Source organism: Lysinibacillus sp. FW301-JW8 (assembly GCF_058788755.1).
In genome coordinates this window covers 28815-51570 of record NZ_JBYTBB010000015.1, presented here as the reverse complement: position 1 = coordinate 51570, position 22756 = coordinate 28815, and the positions used below count along the sequence as shown (strand labels likewise).

Genomic DNA, 22756 nt, shown 5'->3' with positions numbered 1-22756 from the left:
TACTTTTAAATCGAAATAGTTATAGCTATATAAAAAAGGATTTTCTTGACCATTTTGATTCTCAACACTATGAAACTGCATTGCTAAAAATGCAGTTTCATTTCTTTGAAGTTGAAATAGTGGAATGAACAATATTATTTTGCCAGCCCATTTTGGAAGGCGTAGACAACTGCCTGTGTGCGATCTTGGACATCAAGCTTTGCTAAAATATTGCTGACATGTGTTTTCACGGTTTTTAAGGCAATGTATAAGTCATCCGCAATTTCCTGATTGGCCTTACCTTTAGCCATTAACAGCAGCACTTCCATCTCACGGTCTGTTAATTGCTCATAGAGTGGGGTGTTATTGCCATGGCGCATACGATGCATCATTTTTGATGTCACCTCTGGCTCTAACACCGTTTCGCCACCCATTGTTTTGCGAATAGCATCTGCAATCTGCTTAGCATTTGATGTTTTTAAAATATAGCTGACTGCGCCTGCCTCTAGTGCAGGATAGACTTTGTCGTCATCTAAAAAGCTTGTGACCATCATTATTTTTGCCTCTGGCCATGCGGTTAAAATTTCAGCTGTTGCTTCAGCCCCTGTCATAATTGGCATAACATTGTCCATTAAAATAATATCGGGACGAAGGGCAAGGGCACGTTCGATCGCCACTTTGCCATTTTCAGCTTCACCTACAACCGTAATATCTGGCTGTGCTGACAAGTAGGCAGAAACACCGATGCGTACCATTTCGTGGTCATCCACTATTAACACTTGAATCATTTACTTCGACCTCCTTTTGCAGTGGAATTTTTACCTCTACAATTGTACCTTCTCCAGGCACTGACACAATTTTGTACGTACAGCCAATCTCAACTGCTCGTTCGGCAATATTTTGCAAGCCATAGGAAGTAGATTTATCCACTTCAACATCAAAGCCAAGACCATTATCCTGTATGCGTAAGATGGCTAAACCATCTCGGGCGACAAGCAGTAATTCGACCTCGCTGGCCTTTGCATGGCGTAACGTATTGGATAGTGCCTCCTGAGCAATACGGAATAAATGATCCTCCTCTGCTTTAGATAAAGACATTTCCTCCAGCTCATATTCAATATGAAAAAATACTTTTTGCTGAAGCTCGATAATGAGCTCCTCTAGACCTTGTGCAAGTGTTTTATTATGCAATGCAACAGGGCGTAGATGCAGTAATAATGCTCGCATTTCTAGCTGTGCCTGCTGAACAATTTTTTCGACCTGCTTTAAACTTGTGGCATTTTCATCGTTCTCCGTTAAAGCGGACAATAGCATAGAGGCTGCAAATAATTGCTGTGAAACAGAATCGTGTAGTTCTCTGGCAAGGCGTTGACGTTCAGCAATAATGCGTTCCTGTATAATTTTATCATGTGCTTCTGCACGTTCATTCGATAATCGCTGCAAACTTTTTCGTTGGGTATCGATTAATTCGCTCGTTTGCACGATTGCTTTTTTCAGTGGTTTCGGCAAAGGCTGCTTTTTGGGTAAGATAAAATCTGGTTCAATTAATTGTTTGACGATGTGTGTTGCCTGAGCCTCTCTAGCGCGAGCTGTCATACTAATCCAGCTTGCTATTAGTAGACTAATACCAAAAATGCTGAGGATAATTATTCCGCCTAATGGCATATTGCCATATTGTTGCTGCCAAAGAGGTTCCCAGGTCTTTTCCTTTGGTTCACCCCAAACAGCTACGAGGAGACCGAAAGCAGCACTTGTTAAAATGAAAAATAGCGTAAAGATTCTTGAGATAAAGGCAATCATTTACGTAGCACCTCCAAGTCTCCAAGCCATGTTGCAACATGTATGATAAGCGTACGCTTTGCATCTTCAGGGTTGCCATCTGAAAAGCTTACACTTTCGTTCAGTAAGCGTTGTGGCCCAATATTTAAGCAAGTTATATCGCCAAATAGGGTTGTATAATGTAAACGGAATGGAATTTCATAAGGTATATAAATTTGCACCTTACCAATGCCTTGACGAATCGTAATTAGACTTGTGCCAGCAGGTAAAATGGTTTGTGTTGTATCTATCGTAATATCACCAGCGAGCCTTTGAATTTGTACATCTTGCCATTTATAGGCATCTATAGGTGCAGGCAGCGTACCGAATATTTCATTTTTCGTAGCAGGAATCTTTTCAAATAGCTCAGAGCCGACCACCTTTGCTTCATTTTCTCTTTGTAAATATTGATAAAGCATATAGAGCAGAATAATAACTATAAACAGGCGCAGGCTCCACATCGTAAAGAGGGCTATGGCAATAAGGAAAATTCCTGTCCATTTAAAGAAACGAATTTTTTTCGAGAAACTCAAATAAAGAAGTCCTGCTCCAATCAATAGACTAAAGGCGCCGCCATTATTAAAAATTGTCAGCTCTACAAAGACGAGTAAAAAGAAGCTTAGTACCCAAAATGTAAGCTTGTTTGTTGTGAAATTTTGCAAGAGGGTCACCCTTCTTTCTAGATATTGATGAGAGAAGCCGAACTTCTCTAAAAGATCAAAGTTTTATTTTTCAAGCATGTTTTTTATTGTGTCATTTATGATTGGTGAATCGAGTTGATTTGGGTAATGGGCAGAGTGCTCCAATGTGATAAATTCCTTACCATTTGGTGCATCTAAAAGCTCGTAGTATTGTTTCGCCAATTCATAATTTGCCTGTTTATCATATTTTCCATGAATAATGTAAACTGGAACATCTATACTTTTTACAGTATCAAAAAAATTCGTAAGGATAATTTCTTTTTTTAATTCTTGGCTTTTTATAAGACTAAATTGTGGTCCAGAAATAAAAGCTGTATATAAATCCCGTAAAGAGTAATCTGGTGAAGTAAAAGCGCCTTTTATTAAATCAAAAAGATTAACCTTTTCTATCGTTTCATCAAAATAATTCATCCCTTTATATTGATTAATCAGGTCACTAAATCGATCCTCGTCCTCCTCTAGATAAGGTCCCTTTCCTAAATCCTCCAAAATGCTCAGTGTTTTCTCATCATCATTATCTTGCGCCTTATTTTTTAACCAGCTATAACCGAGTTCCTGCCCTTTAATAATATCAGTTATTTGAGCAATACCTAAATAGGCGTGGAATTTCTCAGGATATTTAGACACTAATTGAGTACCAATAATCGTACCAAAGGATTGACCAATGACAAAGACTTTTTCCTGCTGATAATGCTCTCGAATATAATCCACTATTATAGTAGCATCTTCAATAAATTGAGAAAGGTTCATAGTATCAATCGATAGTTCCTTGTTAAAGCTTTTACCTGAACCTCTTTGGTCATAATAGACTGCTACGCAATTCTCGGTAATTTCAGGATATAATGTTCGAGCACTTACACCATAAGGGAATGGAGAACCCGGCCCTCCATGAAGGAATAAACAAAAGGGCTTCTCCTTATCTTGCCCTTCCACTAAGATAAACTGTTTATCTCCATTGACTGCTATTTCTTTTAGCTCACTTATACCGCCATTTTCAATAATTTCAGCACTTTTTTGAATAATGTGCTGTTGGACCACCAAACGATAACCGAATAATATAAGTGCAAATAATAGAAGTATAATAAAAGTAAAAAGACATATTTTAATCATATGACTAAACCACTTTCTGTTTTTCATCTTGAAAATTCCTTTATTCCGTTTCAGAGGTAACGATGCTGAGATTTTTCTATGAATCCAACACCTCTGACTTCAGTATTTTTGGTTTTCCTTCATAGTTTTTTCTTCAAAGAAATGGGATGCTTCCTAATAGAGGCATCCCTTATATCTTTATATTATAACATGTTATTTATTTTCAATTAGCAGTGTTGTGTTTTCTTGAGCCGCATTTTTTTCTAGCTGTGCAAGACGAGCCTCAAAAGTAGTTACTTCATGGTCTTTGTCGATTTGGTAAGCAAGCTTATCGATATAGGCTTCTAAATCCTCAAAGTTCGCTTTATTGTTTTTTGCAAGCATACCATCCATTTGATGGTGTGCACGTGTTACGTTTTCTTTGCCCATCAGCTGTAATTGACGCACTTTCATATCTTTAATTTTGTGCTTCATCGTTTCAAATTTACGCTCAAGCTCGAAGTATTCACGTGTGCTTGCTTCAATACTAGCTTGTAATGTGTTGTTTCGTGCTGTGTATGCAGCAACCTCATCAGTAGCAAAATCGATTAAATCCTGCTCACCGCTAGTACTAGCCAATTTTAGTTGAGCTTCACGTTTAGCGAGTAGCTCAGTGTTTTGTTTCAGCTCCTGCTCCAGTTTTTCTTTTAACTGACCTTGACGCTCTAATAATGTTCCTGTTTGCTCAGTTTGCTTTTCTGCCTCGCGAATATATTGATTTAGCATGGCAATTGGGTTTTTTTGTTCCTTTTTATCAAATACCTGATGTAAGTCAGCCTCTATTGTGTATTTAAAGCGTTGAAATAAGTTCATATAATTTCTCTCCTTTTATTTTGTTAAGTTTGACCATTCTTTTTCAAAGTTTGTAAACGGATCTTCTTCTTTTGCTTCAATTGTTGGAATTTTAACATCTTCGTTATTCCACTTTTTATAGATCACGTAGATGATAGCGATTGCCGCTAATCCAATCATTGCTGGGATATTAGATACGGCTGAAAGAACACCGATTAGACCCACTGTGAACCAAATGATTTTGCCGAATGTTGATTTACTTGCAATGTAGAAGTGCATGCCAAGTGCTACAAATAACCCCGAAAATAGTAACCCTGCTAGTGGTCCGATTAAGGCTAGTGCTACACATGCTGCAATGATGCCTCCTGTTAATAAAAGAAATTTTTTCATATGTTTTAGCTCCTTTCGTTTGTACCTTTATAGTACCTTTCGTAAAGCTCTTCTAAAACGGACTGGAAATTGATTTTACTCTAGGTCTTGAGGCTGAGAACAATCTAAGCTATTGCTATAAAGGCTTTTATAATCAATGATTGCGGAACAAATAAGCTGATTTTACAAGCACATAGCCACATATTCATGCTTAAAATTGCTTCACTCTTTGTTCTGTCATAATGTCATTGATAGGTCCGAAACTAGAAGGTTTTCGACAAAAATAGAAGATGAATACCTCCTTCGTTTGACAAATTAAGGAGGTAGCTTGAGCTATACTTATGAAAAAAGAAACTGAACGAAGGAGGATTTCTGGTGAGAACCTATTCCATATATAAAATAAAAGAAGAGCATTTAACGTTTATTTTCGGTAGAGAGCGAAAGTTATTAGAGATGATGCAGGGCTGTGAAGATGCTAACGAGAAATCCTTAAAAGAGCTTGCCTATATATGTGAATCTGTTCGATTCGATGAGATTGCTGCCATGCTTGAGGCGCAGCTAGATTCCAAATATGCACATTTAGAAAGAGCTCGTAATGCCTTATTTTTAGAACATCCAATTAAGGGGAAAATGGCAATCTATTTGGTGGAACGTAAAATTTGTGTCTATTGTGAAGGATCCAGAATGCTTGATTTAGATCTATTCCAGATGCTTGCGAAGATGAGTGAGCGCTTTATTGCCTTCAATAAACAAGATAATGAGTGTGGATGGCTAAAACCCATGAAGTATACGATGCACTAGCAAAATTCGCTACAATATATAGTAACGCGCTACTATTTGTTGTATAATGGTGCGTGGAGAGTTTTTTCTCGGTATATTGTAGTGGAGGAGGTTGGTTATGTTGCCTACATGGGGCTGGATTATTATCGTAATTATTGCGTTAGCAGCGGGCGCGGCACTTGGTTTCTATTTCGCTCGTCAAGCTATGATGAAATATTTAAAAGAAAACCCACCAATTAATGAACAAATGATTCGTATGATGATGGCACAAATGGGTCGTACGCCGTCTGAAAAGCAAGTACGTCAAATGATGGCACAAATGAATAAGTTCCAAAAATAATTGGAATTTTTTAAGAGCAACTAGTCCAAGCCTGGCTAGTTGTTTTTTCATTATAGTGCCTTTTTTCTAAAGTGAGTGAGGCTCTTATTGCTTTATATTTTATATAATTCTTAAAAATCATACAATTCTATCGGAAAACTCGTTATAATGGATTTAATCTATATTAAAGGAGTTGTGTGTATTGCAGAAAGAAAAAACAAATGTTGAGAGCTTTGATTTAGATCATACGAAGGTGAAAGCACCGTATGTTCGTTTAGCTGGTGTAAAATCAGGAAAAAATGGCGACGAAGTATATAAATACGATATTCGCTTTAAGCAGCCTAATAAAGAGCATATGGAAATGCCTGCATTACATTCCTTAGAGCATTTATCGGCTGACATTATCCGCAATTATTCAGATCAAATTGTTGATTTTAGTCCAATGGGCTGTCAAACGGGCTTCTATGTATCATTGATTAATCATAATGATTACGAGGATTTATTAGATATTTTAGAAAAGACATTTACGGATGTAACAAAGGCAACAGCCGTTCCTGCATGTAATGAGGTGCAATGTGGCTGGGCAGCGAGCCATAGCTTAGAAGGAGCACAAGCATTAGCCAAAGAATTTTTAACAAAACGTGATGAATGGCATATCATTTTTGCTGAATAAAAAATAAACCTTGCGTGAAATTTATGCGCAAGGTTTTCATGTTTTAGAAATGAAATGGGATAACATTTGAGGAGGAGGATTCACGATTCATTTTTTGATAGATGAAATTTTCTAAAAAGTCATGAATTAAATCTTCATATTCAGCCATATTTTCATTAAAGGATTGAGCATGTGCTCCTGTATCAAATAACTTTAATTTCCTAGGACCGGTCTTTTTATTGTATAAGTCCAGTGACATAGATGCAGGAATAAATGTATCAGGAATACTATGGATAAAAAGTATTGGCTTTTCAATATTTGTGACTGCTTCAGCTGGTGTCACACTTTTAAAGGAATAGCCGTCACGCAATCGAATAAAAAAATCTGCAAAACGAATGGGAATAATAGAGCCGTATTTAAATTCTGTTTTGGCAATTTGTCGAAGAAGCATGGAAAAATCAGAAAAAGCACAATCCGAAATATAGAAATCGGCACCATCCTCAACTGTTCCTGCATAAAGGAGCATTGTTGCAGCACCCATTGATTCACCATGAATACCAAGGAGTGCATTTTCTCCAATCATCGCCTTAACCGTTTTCACTACGGCATCCAAATCGTTTTTCTCATAATAGCCGTAGCTAGTCGTTTTGCCACCAGATTCCCCATGGCGACGATGATCAAAAATGACAGAATTGTATCCTAATCGTTCAAAAAGTCGAGCATATTTGACAGAGTTGATTTTGTTTTCTGTTACGCCATGGCAAATAATGATAGTATTATTGGTTTCTAATGGCTGAAACATAATACCCCGAATTGTATAGCCATTAGGAGAATCAATATTTAATTCACATTTTAGATTTTTATTGTACCAAGCCTCGTCAAAGCGTTTAGCTGTAGTTTCCCGTTCACGAACAAACTCTGGGTCCTTTTGTTGAATGTACATCAATTTATTTGAAAGCGCAAAGCCGAACAGTCCTGTTGCAGCAGCGGCAAGCGTTGTTGTAATACCTGACAATAAAAGCATTTTCTTCTTCATGATTAGCACCCCCACGTCCTGTTTACTTGTAATGTTCCCAACTAAGATTGTTTAAAACACGTCAACATTTTACAATAACTTCGGCAAAACTGCGATTATTTCTATTATCGAAAATCCTCAAAACATTTGTTAAAATATACATATCTGCTAGTAGCATATGCATGCAGTGTTGATTTTTGAACGGGGAAAAGGGGAGAATGGATATGACAAACGAGGTAGTGATCGTAAGTGCTGTACGTACAGCGATTGGTTCTTTTCAAGGAGCATTAAAGGATGTACCAGCGACAACTTTAGGCAGTATTGTCATTAAAGAAGCATTGGCACGTGCTGGCGTAGCAGGCGAACAAGTTGACGAGGTCATAATGGGGAATGTTTTATCAGCAGGACTTGGGCAAAATCCAGCCCGTCAAGCAGCCATTGCAGCAGGCTTACCACATGAAGTATCAGCCTTAACGATTAATAAGGTTTGTGGCTCAGGCTTAAAAGCAGTGCATTTAGCAACACAGGCTATTTTAGCAGGGGATGCTGATATTATCGTGGCAGGTGGCTTTGAAAATATGAGCCAAGCACCATATGTCTTAAAAAATGCACGCGAAGGCTTCCGTATGGGGGATCAGAAGGTTGTGGATACAATGATTCATGATGGTCTATGGTGTGCATTTAATGATTACCATATGGGCATTACCGCAGAAAATTTATGTGATGCCTATGAGATTTCTCGAGAAGAACAAGATGCTTTTGCAGCACGCTCACAACAGCGTACAGAAGCGGCTATTAAGGCAGGGAAGTTTAACGATGAAATTGTCGCTGTGGAAATACCTCAGCGTAAGGGAGAATCAATTGTTTTCAATAAAGATGAATTCCCTCGTCAGGATGTGACAGCTGAGTCTCTATCCAAATTACGTCCTGCCTTTAAAAAGGACGGCTCGGTGACAGCAGCAAACGCATCTGGCATTAATGATGGCGCAGCAGCAGTTGTTGTTATGTCAAAAGAAAAAGCAGAAGCGTTAGGCATTCAACCACTGGCATTAATTGCTGCAAATGCGAGTGCAGGTGTTGACCCAGCCATTATGGGAACTGGACCTGTCACAGCAGTAAAGAAAGCATTAGCTAAGGCTGATGTCACATTAGAAACGATTGATTTAATTGAAGCCAATGAAGCATTTGCAGCGCAATCCATAGCTGTCGATCGCGAACTAGGCTTTAATCATGATAAACTAAATGTCAATGGGGGAGCAATTGCTCTTGGTCACCCAATTGGTGCAAGTGGTGCACGTATTTTAGTAACACTTTTACATGAAATGGAGAAGACTAATGCTAAAACAGGTCTTGCTACACTCTGTATCGGTGGGGGTCAAGGTGTAGCAACAATTGTTAAATGCCCTTGATGATGTGGGAACAGTCTAAATACCAAAAAATTGTAAATATATTAGGGGGACACACAACAATGGGGACAAACAAAAAGAACAAGAAATTAATCAAAATGATAACGAGCGCTGCTGTGCCAGCATTGGTCGTAACAGCTTTAGCACCTGTCGTGCCAGCCGTTGCTCACGCAGAAGAAAATACGGATGCTCCGCAATTAGATGCTAGTGAAAATTTAGAATTGGGTAATGAGGTGACAGAAAGTCCCAATGGAGGTACACCTGAACTTGAAAGTCACGAAGATGCCGAGGTGAACGCACTGATTGAACAACAAGCACCGCCTGTAATGCCGTTGGCATCGGATGTCACACCGGTTGAAGAGTTTACGTATACAAAAACGAGTATTGCTGTAACCATAACAAAATACACGGGGACTTCGGACACACTGGTTATACCTTCTGAAATTGAAGGGTTACCCGTAACTACGATAGGGGATAACTTTGCGAAGGATAACAAGACGTTAAAGAGTGTACACATCCCTAGTAGTATAAATAAAATAGGGAATCAAGCTTTTATGAATACATCTGCATTACAGGTTTTTGATGGTGAGGTGGGAGTAAAGTCAGTAGGTGCGAATGCTTTTTCAGGTAGTGGTATATCCGAGTTTGACTTTTCCAGTGTGACAGAGGTGAAATTTAATGCATTTAAGGATTCAGGTTTAACGGAAGTAGTTATAACTAACCCTAACATAGCATTTGGTATAGGCGTTTTCTCGGGATTAAATCTAGATGCATTAGAATTGCCCAATGGTATGACTCAAATACCTTCGTCTTTCTTTGAAGATTCAACGATACCGAGTATCGTTATTCCAGATACCGTTACATCTGTTGAAGGTTATGCATTTAGAAACGTAAAGAATAAATCAGGTAGCGCTTTTGATTTATTGTTCGATGATAAACCCAGATTGACACTGGGTTATAGTGCGTTTGAAGGTGTAGAATTTACGTCTTTAGTTCTGGATAAAATCACATTGTCTTCGAGTACATTTAAGGGTAGTAAAATAGGTAGTTTGAAAATTAATGGCGATATGACGAGCGAATCAGCTTTTCCAAGTGCTGTTATTGGTACGTTAGATTTCACTGAGGGTGTAACAATTAAAGGTTCTCCGTTCGGTAGTGCAAAAATAGGCAAAGTGACTTTACCTGAGAGTATAACAATAACGGATAGTTTATTTCTTAGTACTACGATTGATGAATTAATTCTCAATACGAAAAAGGGCGTTAGTACATACCCAAAATATGGTGGTGCGTTTACGAGGTCAGTAATTAAAAGTATTGATTTTAAAGGTGCAGAGTATATTCCCAATATGATGTTTTCCGGATTAAAAGAAAAGATTGCCGCAAAAAATACGGATGGAATAATTGATATAGATAATTTTGGTTTTCAAAATGTTCAATTTGAAAACCCGTATTTAGAGTTACCGAATGTTCGAAATATCGGAATTTTGGGGTTTAGGTCCACAAACTTAAAACATGTGTCTTTTGATAAAGTAGAGTATATTGGCTCTCAGGCTTTCATGGATGTAGATATGGCTAATGCTATTATTATTTTACCAAAAACATTGAATGTAATTGGTAATGATGCATTTATGGGTAAGAGTTTTTCAGACATGGCTATATCGATTGAGAAAATTATCGTTTTAAATAAATATTTAACGTATGAAAGCCCTACTGGTAAAATAGCTAACTTTGGTACGACTGGTGGTATTTACGGTTATGTGGGAAGTACAACGCAGCAAAACTTCATGGGTAGAGGTTTCAGACCATTAGACGATTCTATGGTTATGCCAACAATTGAGTCTAGTTTAATTAATGGTCATACGTATGTGAGTGGTGTATCTCCAACATTCACTGTTAAAAATGCTGAGTCAGTCACGTATACATTGAATGGTCAACCGTATGACGGTACGAGTAAAATTACGAACAGTGGTGACAACATGTTAGTCGTAAAAGCTGTAAACGGGATATTTGAACAAACAAAGACGTATACATTTAAAATTAATTCGAACAACCTACCGACGGTTTTAATACACCAGACCGTAACGAAGGATGATATTCTAAAAATCAACCTGAATGAGTATTTCACGGATGCCGATGGTGATGCATTAACGTTTAGTGCCAAAACGTCTGATGATGTCGCATCTAAAGCGTGGGTCACAACAGATGGTGAGTTAAAATTCACGTCAACATATGCGGATAAGTATACCGTTAAGGTGAAAGCATCCGATGGCAATGGTGAAAGCGAAGAATTATCATTTATTGTTGATGTAACAGCCGGAACCGTAATACCTCCTGTAGTTGAAGATAACGGTCAGGTAGGCGTAGGGGACCTTGAAAAATCATTTAGTAAAGTTATCAATGTTTCGATGGTTGGTTTAAACAAAGAGAAAGTTATTAATTTAAGTGGTTTGATTGACATTTTAAATTTGGATGACCCAACGGTTACGTTAAGTATTACGAACAGTGATGTCGTTGATTATGAGTTTGATGCAGAAAACAAAACGATTAAGTTAACAAATCCAAAAGAAGGTTTCAGCATAAGAAGGTGAAAGTAATGGGTAAAAAACGAAAACAACAACAACGTATGGATGGTAGTTTGACAGCTACTTTACCAAAGCAGGAGGCCATGACCTTAGCGGATCAGCTCGGTGGAGATGTGCTTGCTAAGTTAAAGGCAGCTAAACAGGATTTAACAGCGAAGGAGCAGGCGGCTGAAGAAGAACGCCAAGCCAAACTAGCCTTTGAGCGTAAGCAACGTGAAAAGAACAAATCGTTTGAGGAATTACTAAACGAATATGGCGATAAAGGTTCAAAATTTTAGAAGAAAACAGTGAATCCACATGCGGGTTCACTGTTTTTATATTTATAGAAAGCTATTTTATAGCAAAATTTGTCTCAATTGTTTTAATAAATTCGATAGTATTTAAAAATAGGATTTCTAGTAGTTCTAATGTACTCTCCCATTTTTTAAAGCTTCCTTTATAATAGTTGGTGAAATTTGCACACCAGAATTAACGATTTCAAGCACTTTTTTTGAAGTGTGGGAGTTAGTGATAAATTTTTCAATACACGATCAAATTCAGGAGAGTTTAATTGAATTTTTTTATTCAAATTGCTCCCTTCTGTTAATTATTTTTAACTGATCTAACGTTTTACAAACAATTATCTTTGCGGTTGAAAAAGTAGGATTACTTTAAATAAAATGCTCTACTTTCTTAAATTCTTAACAAATATAACAATCCCCACAAAAACAATGGCTCCAGCCGTATCGACAAGAACATCCTGCCCGCTCATCATACGTCCCGGTGTAAAGCTTTGACGAAACTCATCAAGCATAGCAATTATAGCTGTTCCTACAATTGCCACTGATGCCGGAAATCGGCGTTTGCCCCATACAAAGTAAATACCAAGTGCAATACAACCGAAACCTACAAAATGTGTTAATTTTCGAATTAAAAATTCAACAAATTTAAAATAACCACGCTCTTCAACAGAAACGACTGTGTCCCAATATGGTATTTGTAATAAAGATAATTGTCTCTCAAAAGGTTTATTTGCTAAGATATCCTCTAATTCTGGCAATATACTTTGTTGCTCATAGGTCATGCTGGATGAAATAATTAACACCAACAAAAATACTACCAAGACAAGCCATTTCTTCATCGGTGTTCTAAATAGAGTTCCGCTTTTGTTAACTTATTGGCTGCTGTAAAGTTGGATATGGAATCTATTTTTTCATAGGCTGCGAGAGTTTGCGCTAGCTGTTCCTGGGAGCTTGCACCTATCACTGTTGAGGCAATAGCAGATTCCTTTAGATTAAAGGCAATGGCTAGTGCATGTAAATCATTATATTGTAAGGCTAAGTTTTGTAATGCTGCTGTTAATTCCTCGGCTGTATATGTGTTATAGCTGCTACCATGCTGCAAACGCTCTTGCCAACTATTCGTTAGTAAACCCTTGGCAACAGTACCGCGTGTTACAACAGAGGCACCTTCTTTGGCGATAAAATCAAGCCATTCCTCTGGACGACGATCCAAGGCACTATATTGCATCATCACACTTTTCGCAGAGCTAGCTGGTAAAAAACGTTTAAGCACATTTGGTCGAATAGATGAAATACCATATTCTCTGATTAGACCATCCTTTTTTAAATCTTCAAAAGTCTCTATAATTCCATCCCAATCATCCTCTAAGGTACCGCCATGTAGCTGATAAACATCAATATAATCAGTACCAAGTCGTTTCAAGCTAGCGCGTACGGCTTCATTTATATAGGAAGGCGATGCATCCCAATACCAACCTTCTTTATTCTCATTCCAACGATTTCCTACTTTTGTTGCTAGTTTTACATGTTGACGACGCTTTCCTAAAATTGAGCCAATCATTTCTTCGTTTGCCCCAAAATCATATAAATCGGCTGTATCGAAATAATTAATGCCAGCATCCAGTGCCATATCGACAATACCAGCAGCCTTACTTTTATCTGTCGAAAGAGACATACCTCCTAAACTGATTTCAGAAATAAACAATTCACTAGAACCAAGCTGTCTTTTTTTCATGCAAATGACCTCCTTCGATTTCTCTATCTGTAATGGTACAATGAACATATCTGAAGAACAAGCGAGGTTATCGTCAATGAAAAAGTTTGAGGAAAAAACGATAAAGACTACAGCTATTTATGATGGGAAAATTGTAAAATTACAAATTGATGATGTCACATTACCGAATGGTCAGGTGGCGAAACGTGAAATTATTAAGCATCCAGGCGCCGTAGCGGTGATTGCTGTTACTGCAGAAGGTAAGTTAGTGTTAGTGGAGCAGTATCGTAAAGCTCTTGAACGATCAATTATTGAAATTCCAGCTGGCAAGCTTGAACCTGGTGAGGAGCCAATGATGACAGCACGTCGCGAGTTAGAGGAGGAAACAGGATACGGTGCACAATGCTTTACCTTTTTACAAGCATTTGCAACTTCTCCTGGCTTTGCAGATGAGGTGATTCATCTTTTTATCGCAAAAGATTTATATAAAATTGACAACAAAGCAGATTTAGATGAAGATGAGTTTGTCGAATTATTAGAAGTTTCGTTGGAAGAAGCCCAACAAATGATTGTAGATGAGCGTATTTATGATGCTAAAACAGCGTTTGCAGTACTTTGGCTTGCGACACAATAAGAAAATAATCTTTAGCATAATAGAGACGGACGAGCATAAGCTGTACAAACCTTGATAGAAAAGGAGCATGTTTATGTCTCGTACGGTGTCTACATTTTATCACGCTTCCATTATAGCTGTGAGTTTTGTTTGTGGCGTTATCTTCTTTCACATTATCGGTGGGCCGAATGCGGAGCCTTTTATATTATTTATAGAGCCTCGTTTAGCAGATGGGGACAGGCATTCTATATTTCGATTAGTACTACCAGTTGCCGTTTCAGTAGCTCTTGTATTATTGCTGGCAACTCATAGTGTCCTAAAGGTTTTAGTACGAGTAACAGTGGCAATGCGTGCAACCTTTTTTGGCTTTAGTTCAGTTTTTTTATTACAAAAACTTGAAGCTTTTTGGGTTTATACGATTTGGTGGTTTCCATTTCAGCTCATCTATTGTATATTGTTGCTAATCCTATGCAATTTACTTGTACCTGCTTGGTCAAAGAGAAAAATCGGGAAAATGGTACCTGGTCGAACAATTTTGTTGAATTTTGTTGCGTTTTTCATCATAATAGTGGCTGAGTTTATTGTTATTTCATATGTATTAAAATAATAGGTTCACATTCACAAAGTTAGCATGATGTAAAAACTTGCAAAAGCATATTTGAAATCTATTCACTATCTTGTAATAGGATTTACTCCTTTGGTATAATGGAAAGAGTTTAGGGGGGCGTCACATGGAGAGCCGAATTGATCGAATAAAAAAACAGTTGCATAGTGCAAGTTATAAGCTGACGCCGCAGCGAGAAGCAACAGTTGCTGTACTGCTTGAGCATGAAGAAGACCACTTAAGTGCAGAAGATGTGTATCTTTTAGTAAAAGAAAAGGCACCTGAGATTGGTCTAGCCACTGTCTATAGAACGTTAGAGTTACTAACTGAGCTCAAAGTTGTCGACAAAATCAACTTTGGCGATGGCGTATCACGCTATGATTTACGCCAAGAGGGTGCTGCGCATTTCCACCATCATCTAGTTTGTATCGAATGTGGTGCGGTAGATGAAATTCAGGAAGATTTACTTGAAGATGTGGAAGCCGTTGTTGAAAAGCGTTGGAACTTTATCATAAAGGATCACCGACTAACTTTCCACGGCATTTGCTGGCGCTGTCATGATAAAAACGACGAATCGAATGAAGAAAAATAACGAGAAACTGTCTGTTTTAATCTTAAGTTATAGATTGAATCGGGCAGTTTTTTGTTTTCTGCATACATAGCCACTGATCATACCATAATGGATTAAACTATTAATCTAATGAATAGTTCAGGTGGGCATTTAAGCACAATTTTAGGAGGCGTGCTAAAATAGAGAATAATTGACAGTTATTGAGGGGGCGTTATGATGAATGAATTTCAATATGCTATAGAGGATTACATCCATTTTATCCAAGTTGAACGGCAGTTATCTGACAATACTTTAGCATCCTATCGCCGAGATTTAGAAAATTATGTGGTTTTTTTGCAGGAAGTAGAGGCAATGTCAGATTTTCGCAAGGTGGAGAGAACGACCATATTACGTCATTTGGAGCAATTACGGATGCAAGGGAAGACAAGCCGTACAGTTGCCCGCCATATCTCATCTATTCGTAGCTTACATCAATTTTTACTGCGAGAAAAGCGTGCTGAAACAGACCCAACAGTGCATTTAGAGATGCCAACAATTGAGCAAAAGCTGCCAAATATCCTTTCTATTGAAGAAATTGAAGCGTTATTAATGGCACCAAATCGTAGCAAGCCCCAAGGTGTGCGTGATGTGGCAATGCTGGAATTGTTATATGGCTCAGGAATGAGGATTAGTGAGTTGATCGCATTGGATTTATCAGATATTCATCTAACAATGGGCTTTGTCCGTGTTTTTGGTAAGGGAGGAAAGGAGCGTATCATCCCCCTTGGAAAAAGCGCTCTTTCTGCATTAAATAACTATTTAAATAGTGCTCGAGGTCAATTACAAGGTAAATATCCAAAGACAGATGCTTTTTTTATCAATCAACGAGGGAAACGTTTAACAAGACAGGGTTGTTGGAAATTAATGAAGGAGCATGCTTTAAAGGCAGGTATCCAACACGAGTTAACACCACATACATTACGTCATTCATTTGCAACGCATTTAGTAGAAAACGGTGCGGATTTAAGAGCCGTGCAGGAGATGCTTGGTCATGCGGATATTTCTACAACACAAATCTATACACATATTAGTAAAACAAGACTATCAGAGGTTTATAAGCAGTTTCATCCACGAGCTTAAGAATGTAAATTGTATGTTAGTCGGATGTCTGACCTTTATTTTTCGCTTTTTTTTGGTAAAATAGAGTCATGAGATTAGGAGGCAACAATTATGAATAAACTATTTAATAAAATTCATGTAGTAGTTTTGGACTCAGTGGGAATTGGTGAAGCCCCAGACGCAGCGAACTTTGGCGATGTTGGTTCACATACACTTGGTCATATCGCTGAAAAAATGAATGGGCTTACAATGCCTCATATGGAAGCTTTGGGCTTAGCGAATATTGAACCACTACAAGGTATGCAGGCAGCAGAAGAACCAAAGGCATACTATGGAAAAATGCAGGAAGCATCTGTTGGTAAAGATACAATGACAGGTCATTGGGAAATCATGGGGCTAAATATTGATAAACCCTTTAAAGTATATCCAGAAGGGTTCCCTGCAGAGTTGATTGTGGAGCTCGAAAAACGAACAGGCCGAAAAGTACTGTGCAACAAACCTGCGAGTGGTACACAAGTCATCGAGGACTTTGGGAAGGAACATATGGATACAGGTGCAATTATTGTTTACACCTCAGCTGACCCAGTTCTGCAAATTGCTGCACATGAAGAAATTATTCCAGTGGAGGAGCTCTATAAAATTTGTGAAATAGCACGTGAGCTAACGCTACAACCAAAATATTTAGTGGGCCGTGTTATTGCTCGTCCATTTATAGGTACCCCTGGGAGCTTTACACGTACATCTAATCGTCATGACTATGCGTTAAAGCCTTTTGGTCGTACAACGATGAATGTATTAAAGGATGCAGGCTTAGATGTAATCGCTATCGGAAAAATCTCTGATATTTTCAACGGTGAAGGTGTTACAGATGCAGTTCGTACGAAAAATAATATGGATGGTATGGACAAATTTGCGGAGGTTGTGCGCCGTGATTTCCACGGAATCAGCTTTTTAAACTTAGTAGACTTTGATGCCAATTTCGGACATCGACGTGATCCATTAGGCTATGGACATGCATTACAGGAATTCGATGCTCGATTACCAGAAATTACTGAGGCTATGACAGAGGATGATTTGCTTATTATTACAGCCGACCACGGCAATGATCCAACATTCCATGGCACAGATCATACGCGTGAATTTGTACCATTAATTATCTATTCACCACGTTTTAACGGTGGACATGAGCTTGCTCTACGTGAAACTTTTGCAGATATTGCAGCAACAATTGCTGAAAACTTCAATGTCGAAGCACCAGCATTCGGTAAAAGTTTCTTAAATGAACTGAAATAGGGGGATTTTCGTATGAATATGGCGCAGCTATTTGAAAAGAAAAAGCATGGCAAGGAGCTATCACAGGCTGAAATTCAATATTTCGTAGAAGGCTATACGACAGGTTCAATCCCTGACTATCAAGCAAGCTCTTTACTAATGGCGATACGTTTATTGGGCATGACAGATGATGAAACATTTTATTTAACAAAGGCAATGATAGAATCCGGAGATGTTATTGATTTAACATCTATTGAGGGCTTTAAAATAGATAAACACTCGACTGGTGGGGTAGGTGATAAAGTCACACTTATTGTCACGCCAATAATTGCTGCATTAGACATTCCAGTGGCAAAATTTAGTGGTAAGGGTCTAGGTATTACTGGAGGGACAATCGATAAATTAGAGTCTGTTCGAGGGTTTAAGACAGAGCTTTCCTCACAGGAATTTATCGACAATGTCAATAAACATAAAATTGCGGTGGCTGGTCAAACGGGTAATCTCGTACCAGCTGACAAAAAGTTGTATGCACTGCGGGATGTGACAGGTACTGTCGATTCCATTCCGCTTATTGCGGCATCAATTATGAGTAAGAAAATTGCAAGTGGTGCGGATGGCATTGTATTAGATGTAAAATGTGGCTCTGGTGCATTTATGAAGACGGAACAGGAAGCTCAGATTTTAGCTGACACGATGACTGCAATTGGTGAAAAGCTAGGGCGAAAAGTCGTTGCTCATATAAGTGATATGGATAATCCGTTAGGGAAAATGATTGGAAATAAGCTAGAGGTAGTGGAGGCTTATGCGTTACTTAAAGGCCATATGGATGAAACACATGAGGATCTACTTGAGGAATGTATTATTATCTCATCATTAATGTATCAGGTTGCAGCCGGTGTAAATGAGCCAGAGGCAACAGTAGCTGTAAAGCGTGTAATAGAGGACGGTTCAGCAGCGGTAAAATTTGAAGAATTTATTGTGGCACAGAGTGGCGATTTAGACGATATTGTGCAGAAAGATACAGTAAATAAAGTAGCTGTCAAGGCGCCTGCTGAGGGCACTGTAGCAACAATTAATGCCCTGTTAATCGGAGAAGCCAGTGTTTCTCTTGGTGCAGGTCGATTAACGAAGGAATCAGAGCTTGATTACGATGCTGGTATCCAATTGCTTGCCAAAAAAGGTGATCAGGTAAGTGCAGACGAGGCGATTGCTTATTTATATTCAAATCGCGAAATTGATGAGGAAACAGTAGATAAAGTACAAAAAGCCTATACAATTGCATAAATATTTTGGAGCGAGAACTCTCTTTTTAGGAAAAGAGGGTTCTCGCTTTTTGTTATGTTACAAATAGAAGAGCTAAAGTGACGGATAGACTCAATGGTTAGATGGATAGCAGAGCTAAAGTGGTGTATAGACTCAATGAACTGATGGATAAAAGAGTCAATGTGGCGGATAGATACTCAAAATATTGCTAGTACTTAATAAAGTATATAGGGTTTAAAAAATGTTGATTTATCCCATACTGCACTTAACCTAAAAAGCTATCAGTATGTCGATTTGACACTATTTCGGAAGACTTTGCACTAGTTCTGTCAGCCGCAAGGAATCACCGCATCAAATGTGGAATTGCACGAGGAGGAGGCGATGTTCATGCATTTTCAATTAGAAATGGTAACAAGAGAGACTGTGGTAATACGGTTATTTGGGGAGCTCGATCATCATGCGGTAGAGCAAATTCGAGCAAAAATTTCTACAGCCATTTTTCAAGGTACTGTATCAACGATTATTTGGAACCTAGAGGGACTTTCCTTTATGGATAGCTCAGGTGTAGGTTTAGTACTTGGCCGGATGCGTGAGTTAGAGGCAGTGGCTGGTCGAACAATTTTATTAAATCCATCGCCGACAATGCGAAAAGTATTTCAATTTTCAGGTTTAGGGCCATGGATGATGGATGCAACAGAAGAAGAAGCGATTGAACGAGTTAGGGGGATTGTAAATGGATAATGAAATGACATTAACTTTTTTAGCAATTAGTGAAAATGAGGCTTTGGCACGTGTAGCTGTGACGGGCTTTATCGCGCAATTAGATCCAACAATTGATGAGCTATCTGAATTTAAAACCGTTGTTTCAGAGGCTGTTTCCAATGCTATTATTCACGGCTATGAAGAGAATGGCAAAGGCGTTGTTACAGTTCATGCAAAACGTGAGGATGATATTGTAACGGTGTCTGTTATGGATAAAGGTACTGGTATTGAGGATGTAAGCCAAGCAATGGAGCCGTTATTTACAACGAAAAGTACATTAGAGCGTTCAGGCATGGGCTTCACAATCATGGATAGCTTTTCTGATCAATTAACAGTAATTTCTAAATGGCAAGAGGGCACTACGGTTACATTTACCAAAAAATTTTACTCGGTTCGCACACCGGTAATGTGAGGTAAAGATTGTGAAGCCGTTAGAACAGTCGTCCGATAAGCTATTGTCACAGGAAGAAATGCGTGATTTAATTGCGCGTGCACAGCAGGGCGATCATGAGGCTCGTAAACGTATGATTGAAGGAAATACGAGACTTGTGTGGTCCATCGTACAACGCTTTACAACTAGAGGTGTGGAGCTTGAGGATTTATTCCAAATAGGCTGTATAGGTCTTATGAAATCCGTGGATAAATTCGATTTAACGTATGATGTAAAATTTTCGACATATGCGGTACCGATGATTATTGGAGAAATTCAGCGCTTTCTTAGGGATGATGGGATGGTGAAGGTGAGCCGCTCTATTCGAGAGTTAAATTTTAAAATTCGTCACGCAACGGATGAGTTCATTAAAAATAATGAGCACCCACCTACCATTCAGGAATTAGCACAGGTACTTGGTGTCACGGCTGAGGAAATTGTGACAGCTTCAGATGCTCTGAGAGATCCAGCTTCCTTACATGAACAATTGTATGAAAGTGAAGGAGATTCCATTACATTAATGGATCAAATGAAGGATGAAAAATCTGAACAGCCTTTTGACTATATTCCGCTTAAAGAGGTATTAACTAGACTTGATCCACGAGAGCAATCGATAATCTATTTGCGCTATTTCTCAGATTGTACCCAAACAGAAATTGCCACTAGATTGGGTATTTCACAAGTGCAGGTATCACGGTTAGAGAAAAAGATTCTTGCTCAATTAAAAACCTGGATGGCCACAAGTGCCACTTTAGAAGAGGAAGAAATAAAAAAAGACAACTAAGAAAATGGTGACAGCATGACAAATAAATTATTTAACAGCTTAGAAGAAGCCGAAAATTTTCTTATAGAGCAATTTGGTGACGGCGAATCATTTGACGTTACAATCAAGCGTGTATTTGTCAAAGATTTGCCGGTTCTTTGTGTATATATAAGCGGACTTGTGGATGGGATAGTGTTAACGCAATTACTATCTAATATGTTGCCAGAAGAGGATATTGGTATTGAGGATGAAAAGGAGTATTTTGAAGCATATTTCAATTACCAAGGTCGTTCAGAGGAAACAAAACGCGAAGCCATTTTATTAGCCATATTAAGTGGACAGGTAGCCTTTGTAACTAAAAGTGGTTACGGCTATGTTGCAGAGATTCGTAGCTATCCTGGACGTACACCTGAGGAACCTGATAATGAAAAAGTTATTCGGGGATCTAGGGATGGTTTTATTGAAGGAATTTCACAAAATGCTGCTTTGGTTCGTCGGCGAATTCGCAATAGTAATTTACGTTTCGAGCTACATAAAATATCCGAAATCGGTCAAACCGATGTCGCGTTAGCGTTTATAAAGGGTATTGCAAATGATGAAACGCTCGATAAATTGCGACAGCGCATTAGACAAATTCATCATGATGGCTTGACTATGACTGATAAATCACTAGAAGAATGGTTGTTTAAACAGAAGTTTCATCCAGTTCCTTTTGTACGTTACTCAGAACGACCAGATATTGTTGCAGCGCATTTACTAGAAGGACATATTGCACTCATTGTGGATACATCCCCTTCAGTCATTATTGTTCCTGCAACTGTGTTTCATTTACTGCAGCATGCTGAGGAGTATAGACAGGCACCAATAGTTGGCACCTTTGTTCGATTTATGCGTTATTTTGGAGCCATTATGGGTTTACTTTTATTACCTCTATGGTATGTATTTGCAACAAATCCATCCATCTTGCCTGATGCAATTTCCTTTTTAGGTGAAGAGAAAAAATCACATATTCCATTATTGCTGCAAATTCTAATTGGTGATATAGGGATTGAGTTTTTGAGGATGGCCGCCATTCATACCCCGTCCCCATTGTCTACTGCGATGGGCTTAGTTGCAGGGGTAATTATTGGCCAAATTGCCATTGATGTAGGATTGTTCTCGTCAGAGGTTGTGTTATATACCGCTGTTGCTGCTATTCTAACATTTATTATTCCGACCTATGAGCTAAGTATCTCTGTGAAGCTCTTTAGATTAGTGTTGTTAATTATGACAGGTCTTTGGGGTGTGAACGGATTATTTATAGGTATTTTTCTATTATTTACGTATTTATGTTCATTACGTCCGATGCAGGCGCCTTATCTTTGGCCGTTAATTCCATTCTTTCCAGTGGCGATGCTTCGTGTGCTGATCCGTTTCCCGATGACAGCAGATGCACTAAGACCTTATGTAGTCGCTTCCAAACAGCGAAAAAGATCATAGGAGCCGTTGCACTCGTTTTTTTCATGTGATAAAGTTCACATATAGTATTTTGTGATTTTTGCAAAAATTATCTTCATACAGCAAATGGATTATCTTCATTCAGTAGAAGACTCCCATCTCTACAGGTGGTGAGATGAATGCAGTTTTGCTTTCTTTTCTGTGGGTGTCCAAAAACCTACTGAATGAAGATAAAGCCTCCGGCGGATGTCACGAATTTTCAAAGGAATGAATTGTGCAGGCACAATTCAAAATCCGGACGCAATTACGCCAAGGCGAAATTGATTCATACAGATACGAATTTGTGAACGGAAGATAAGCATGAAGGATTGTTTGAGTGCTATAAAATATTGTAGTATTCAAACAAG

General features: G+C 38.4%; 25 protein-coding genes. 16 read left to right on the top strand and 9 right to left on the bottom strand.

The window, feature by feature from the left end:
• Window positions 1-134 precede the first annotated feature (134 nt).
• From AC3WOM_RS08545 to AC3WOM_RS08520, 6 genes are all read right to left on the bottom strand, one after another.
• Window positions 135-767, bottom strand: coding sequence for a response regulator transcription factor (locus tag AC3WOM_RS08545; protein WP_492446180.1), 633 nt, complete (start codon window positions 765-767; stop codon window positions 135-137).
• Complete coding sequence (locus AC3WOM_RS08540) at window positions 742-1779, bottom strand: sensor histidine kinase (protein ID WP_492446178.1); 1038 nt, start codon at window positions 1777-1779, stop codon at window positions 742-744. The genes AC3WOM_RS08545 and AC3WOM_RS08540 overlap by 26 nt, the downstream gene beginning before the upstream one ends.
• Window positions 1776-2468 carry a cell wall-active antibiotics response protein LiaF gene (gene liaF / locus AC3WOM_RS08535; protein WP_427552080.1) on the bottom strand — a complete coding sequence of 231 codons (693 nt, stop codon included), beginning with the start codon at window positions 2466-2468 and terminating at the stop codon, window positions 1776-1778. Before liaF ends, AC3WOM_RS08540 begins: the two co-directional genes overlap by 4 nt.
• Window positions 2469-2522: 54 nt before the next feature.
• Window positions 2523-3635, bottom strand: coding sequence for an alpha/beta fold hydrolase (locus AC3WOM_RS08530; protein ID WP_492446175.1), 1113 nt, complete (start codon window positions 3633-3635; stop codon window positions 2523-2525).
• 165 nt (window positions 3636-3800) lie between these two features.
• Window positions 3801-4439, bottom strand: coding sequence for a PspA/IM30 family protein (locus AC3WOM_RS08525; protein ID WP_427547882.1), 639 nt, complete (start codon window positions 4437-4439; stop codon window positions 3801-3803).
• Between the two features lie 15 nt (window positions 4440-4454).
• The gene (locus AC3WOM_RS08520) at window positions 4455-4808 is read right to left on the bottom strand and encodes a lmo0954 family membrane protein (protein ID WP_427547884.1); all 354 of its coding nucleotides are present in this window, start codon (window positions 4806-4808) and stop codon (window positions 4455-4457) included.
• Window positions 4809-5162: 354 nt separating this feature from the next.
• Here AC3WOM_RS08520 and sirA point away from each other — a divergent pair, with 354 nt between their 5' ends.
• From sirA to AC3WOM_RS08505, 3 genes are all read left to right on the top strand, one after another.
• A complete protein-coding gene (sirA, locus tag AC3WOM_RS08515) occupies window positions 5163-5588 on the top strand; it encodes a sporulation inhibitor of replication protein SirA (protein ID WP_427547886.1) in 426 nt (141 codons plus the stop codon).
• Window positions 5589-5688: 100 nt separating this feature from the next.
• Window positions 5689-5907, top strand: a complete 219-nt coding sequence (locus AC3WOM_RS08510) for a YneF family protein (protein WP_004232154.1) — start codon at window positions 5689-5691, stop codon at window positions 5905-5907.
• A gap of 181 nt (window positions 5908-6088) precedes the next feature.
• Window positions 6089-6559 carry an S-ribosylhomocysteine lyase gene (locus tag AC3WOM_RS08505; protein ID WP_492446172.1) on the top strand — a complete coding sequence of 157 codons (471 nt, stop codon included), beginning with the start codon at window positions 6089-6091 and terminating at the stop codon, window positions 6557-6559.
• A 43-nt stretch (window positions 6560-6602) separates the two neighbouring features.
• Here AC3WOM_RS08505 and AC3WOM_RS08500 read toward each other — a convergent pair whose 3' ends face one another.
• Complete coding sequence (locus tag AC3WOM_RS08500) at window positions 6603-7574, bottom strand: alpha/beta hydrolase (protein ID WP_427546659.1); 972 nt, start codon at window positions 7572-7574, stop codon at window positions 6603-6605.
• A 203-nt stretch (window positions 7575-7777) separates the two neighbouring features.
• On the opposite strand from AC3WOM_RS08500, the gene AC3WOM_RS08495 reads away from it, so the two are divergent.
• From AC3WOM_RS08495 to AC3WOM_RS08485, 3 genes are read left to right on the top strand one after another with little or no spacing between them, the layout of a single operon-like run.
• Window positions 7778-8962, top strand: a complete 1185-nt coding sequence (locus AC3WOM_RS08495) for an acetyl-CoA C-acetyltransferase (protein WP_492446169.1) — start codon at window positions 7778-7780, stop codon at window positions 8960-8962.
• A 59-nt stretch (window positions 8963-9021) separates the two neighbouring features.
• Entirely contained in the window at window positions 9022-11547 is a 2526-nt protein-coding gene (locus AC3WOM_RS08490; RefSeq protein WP_492446168.1) for a leucine-rich repeat protein, read from the top strand.
• Between the two features lie 5 nt (window positions 11548-11552).
• A complete protein-coding gene (locus AC3WOM_RS08485; RefSeq protein WP_492446167.1) occupies window positions 11553-11819 on the top strand; it encodes a YqkE family protein in 267 nt (88 codons plus the stop codon).
• A 386-nt stretch (window positions 11820-12205) separates the two neighbouring features.
• Here the strand turns inward: AC3WOM_RS08485 and AC3WOM_RS08480 are convergent, their stop codons facing one another.
• Entirely contained in the window at window positions 12206-12661 is a 456-nt protein-coding gene (locus AC3WOM_RS08480) for a VanZ family protein (RefSeq protein ID WP_492446165.1), read from the bottom strand.
• A complete protein-coding gene (locus AC3WOM_RS08475) occupies window positions 12658-13557 on the bottom strand; it encodes an aldo/keto reductase (RefSeq protein WP_492446164.1) in 900 nt (299 codons plus the stop codon). The genes AC3WOM_RS08480 and AC3WOM_RS08475 overlap by 4 nt, the downstream gene beginning before the upstream one ends.
• Before the next feature lie 76 nt (window positions 13558-13633).
• Between AC3WOM_RS08475 and AC3WOM_RS08470 the strand changes: the two genes are divergently transcribed.
• The 10 genes from AC3WOM_RS08470 to AC3WOM_RS08425 all read left to right on the top strand — a co-directional run bounded on the left by AC3WOM_RS08470 (window position 13634) and on the right by AC3WOM_RS08425 (window position 22391).
• Window positions 13634-14170 carry an NUDIX domain-containing protein gene (locus AC3WOM_RS08470; protein WP_492446162.1) on the top strand — a complete coding sequence of 179 codons (537 nt, stop codon included), beginning with the start codon at window positions 13634-13636 and terminating at the stop codon, window positions 14168-14170.
• Window positions 14171-14243: 73 nt separating this feature from the next.
• A complete protein-coding gene (locus tag AC3WOM_RS08465; protein WP_427546675.1) occupies window positions 14244-14756 on the top strand; it encodes a hypothetical protein in 513 nt (170 codons plus the stop codon).
• Between the two features lie 124 nt (window positions 14757-14880).
• Window positions 14881-15345, top strand: coding sequence for a ferric iron uptake transcriptional regulator (gene fur, locus AC3WOM_RS08460; protein ID WP_049668617.1), 465 nt, complete (start codon window positions 14881-14883; stop codon window positions 15343-15345).
• A 195-nt stretch (window positions 15346-15540) separates the two neighbouring features.
• Window positions 15541-16443: a site-specific tyrosine recombinase XerD gene (xerD, locus tag AC3WOM_RS08455; RefSeq protein ID WP_427546678.1), complete on the top strand. Its 903-nt coding sequence runs from the start codon at window positions 15541-15543 to the stop codon at window positions 16441-16443.
• A 90-nt stretch (window positions 16444-16533) separates the two neighbouring features.
• Window positions 16534-17715, top strand: coding sequence for a phosphopentomutase (deoB, locus tag AC3WOM_RS08450; protein WP_492446161.1), 1182 nt, complete (start codon window positions 16534-16536; stop codon window positions 17713-17715).
• A 12-nt stretch (window positions 17716-17727) separates the two neighbouring features.
• On the top strand, window positions 17728-18978 hold the full coding sequence (locus AC3WOM_RS08445) for a thymidine phosphorylase (RefSeq protein ID WP_492446159.1): 1251 nt from the start codon (window positions 17728-17730) through the stop codon (window positions 18976-18978).
• 366 nt (window positions 18979-19344) lie between these two features.
• On the top strand, window positions 19345-19698 hold the full coding sequence (gene spoIIAA, locus AC3WOM_RS08440) for an anti-sigma F factor antagonist (protein ID WP_427546686.1): 354 nt from the start codon (window positions 19345-19347) through the stop codon (window positions 19696-19698).
• Entirely contained in the window at window positions 19691-20131 is a 441-nt protein-coding gene (gene spoIIAB / locus AC3WOM_RS08435) for an anti-sigma F factor (RefSeq protein WP_427546689.1), read from the top strand. The genes spoIIAA and spoIIAB overlap by 8 nt, the downstream gene beginning before the upstream one ends.
• 58 nt (window positions 20132-20189) lie before the next feature.
• Window positions 20190-20933 carry an RNA polymerase sporulation sigma factor SigF gene (gene sigF / locus AC3WOM_RS08430; RefSeq protein ID WP_492446241.1) on the top strand — a complete coding sequence of 248 codons (744 nt, stop codon included), beginning with the start codon at window positions 20190-20192 and terminating at the stop codon, window positions 20931-20933.
• 15 nt (window positions 20934-20948) lie between these two features.
• Window positions 20949-22391, top strand: a complete 1443-nt coding sequence (locus AC3WOM_RS08425; protein WP_492446157.1) for a spore germination protein — start codon at window positions 20949-20951, stop codon at window positions 22389-22391.
• Window positions 22392-22756: the final 365 nt, after the last annotated feature.

Bases quoted from the DNA above. Each gene is read 5' to 3' on its own strand.
- AC3WOM_RS08545 (WP_492446180.1), bottom strand. From the start codon at position 767: ATGATTCAAGTGTTAATAGTGGATGACCACGAAATGGTACGCATCGGT.
- AC3WOM_RS08540 (WP_492446178.1), bottom strand. From the start codon at position 1,779: ATGATTGCCTTTATCTCAAGAATCTTTACGCTATTTTTCATTTTAACA.
- AC3WOM_RS08530 (WP_492446175.1), bottom strand. From the start codon at position 3,635: ATGAAAAACAGAAAGTGGTTTAGTCATATGATTAAAATATGTCTTTTT.
- AC3WOM_RS08525 (WP_427547882.1), bottom strand. From the start codon at position 4,439: ATGAACTTATTTCAACGCTTTAAATACACAATAGAGGCTGACTTACAT.
- AC3WOM_RS08520 (WP_427547884.1), bottom strand. From the start codon at position 4,808: ATGAAAAAATTTCTTTTATTAACAGGAGGCATCATTGCAGCATGTGTA.
- AC3WOM_RS08500 (WP_427546659.1), bottom strand. From the start codon at position 7,574: ATGAAGAAGAAAATGCTTTTATTGTCAGGTATTACAACAACGCTTGCC.
- AC3WOM_RS08495 (WP_492446169.1), top strand. From the start codon at position 7,778: ATGACAAACGAGGTAGTGATCGTAAGTGCTGTACGTACAGCGATTGGT.
- AC3WOM_RS08490 (WP_492446168.1), top strand. From the start codon at position 9,022: ATGGGGACAAACAAAAAGAACAAGAAATTAATCAAAATGATAACGAGC.
- AC3WOM_RS08485 (WP_492446167.1), top strand. From the start codon at position 11,553: ATGGGTAAAAAACGAAAACAACAACAACGTATGGATGGTAGTTTGACA.
- AC3WOM_RS08480 (WP_492446165.1), bottom strand. From the start codon at position 12,661: ATGAAGAAATGGCTTGTCTTGGTAGTATTTTTGTTGGTGTTAATTATT.
- AC3WOM_RS08475 (WP_492446164.1), bottom strand. From the start codon at position 13,557: ATGAAAAAAAGACAGCTTGGTTCTAGTGAATTGTTTATTTCTGAAATC.
- AC3WOM_RS08470 (WP_492446162.1), top strand. From the start codon at position 13,634: ATGAAAAAGTTTGAGGAAAAAACGATAAAGACTACAGCTATTTATGAT.
- AC3WOM_RS08465 (WP_427546675.1), top strand. From the start codon at position 14,244: ATGTCTCGTACGGTGTCTACATTTTATCACGCTTCCATTATAGCTGTG.
- fur (WP_049668617.1), top strand. From the start codon at position 14,881: ATGGAGAGCCGAATTGATCGAATAAAAAAACAGTTGCATAGTGCAAGT.
- xerD (WP_427546678.1), top strand. From the start codon at position 15,541: ATGAATGAATTTCAATATGCTATAGAGGATTACATCCATTTTATCCAA.
- deoB (WP_492446161.1), top strand. From the start codon at position 16,534: ATGAATAAACTATTTAATAAAATTCATGTAGTAGTTTTGGACTCAGTG.
- AC3WOM_RS08445 (WP_492446159.1), top strand. From the start codon at position 17,728: ATGAATATGGCGCAGCTATTTGAAAAGAAAAAGCATGGCAAGGAGCTA.
- spoIIAA (WP_427546686.1), top strand. From the start codon at position 19,345: ATGCATTTTCAATTAGAAATGGTAACAAGAGAGACTGTGGTAATACGG.
- spoIIAB (WP_427546689.1), top strand. From the start codon at position 19,691: ATGGATAATGAAATGACATTAACTTTTTTAGCAATTAGTGAAAATGAG.
- sigF (WP_492446241.1), top strand. From the start codon at position 20,190: ATGCGTGATTTAATTGCGCGTGCACAGCAGGGCGATCATGAGGCTCGT.
- AC3WOM_RS08425 (WP_492446157.1), top strand. From the start codon at position 20,949: ATGACAAATAAATTATTTAACAGCTTAGAAGAAGCCGAAAATTTTCTT.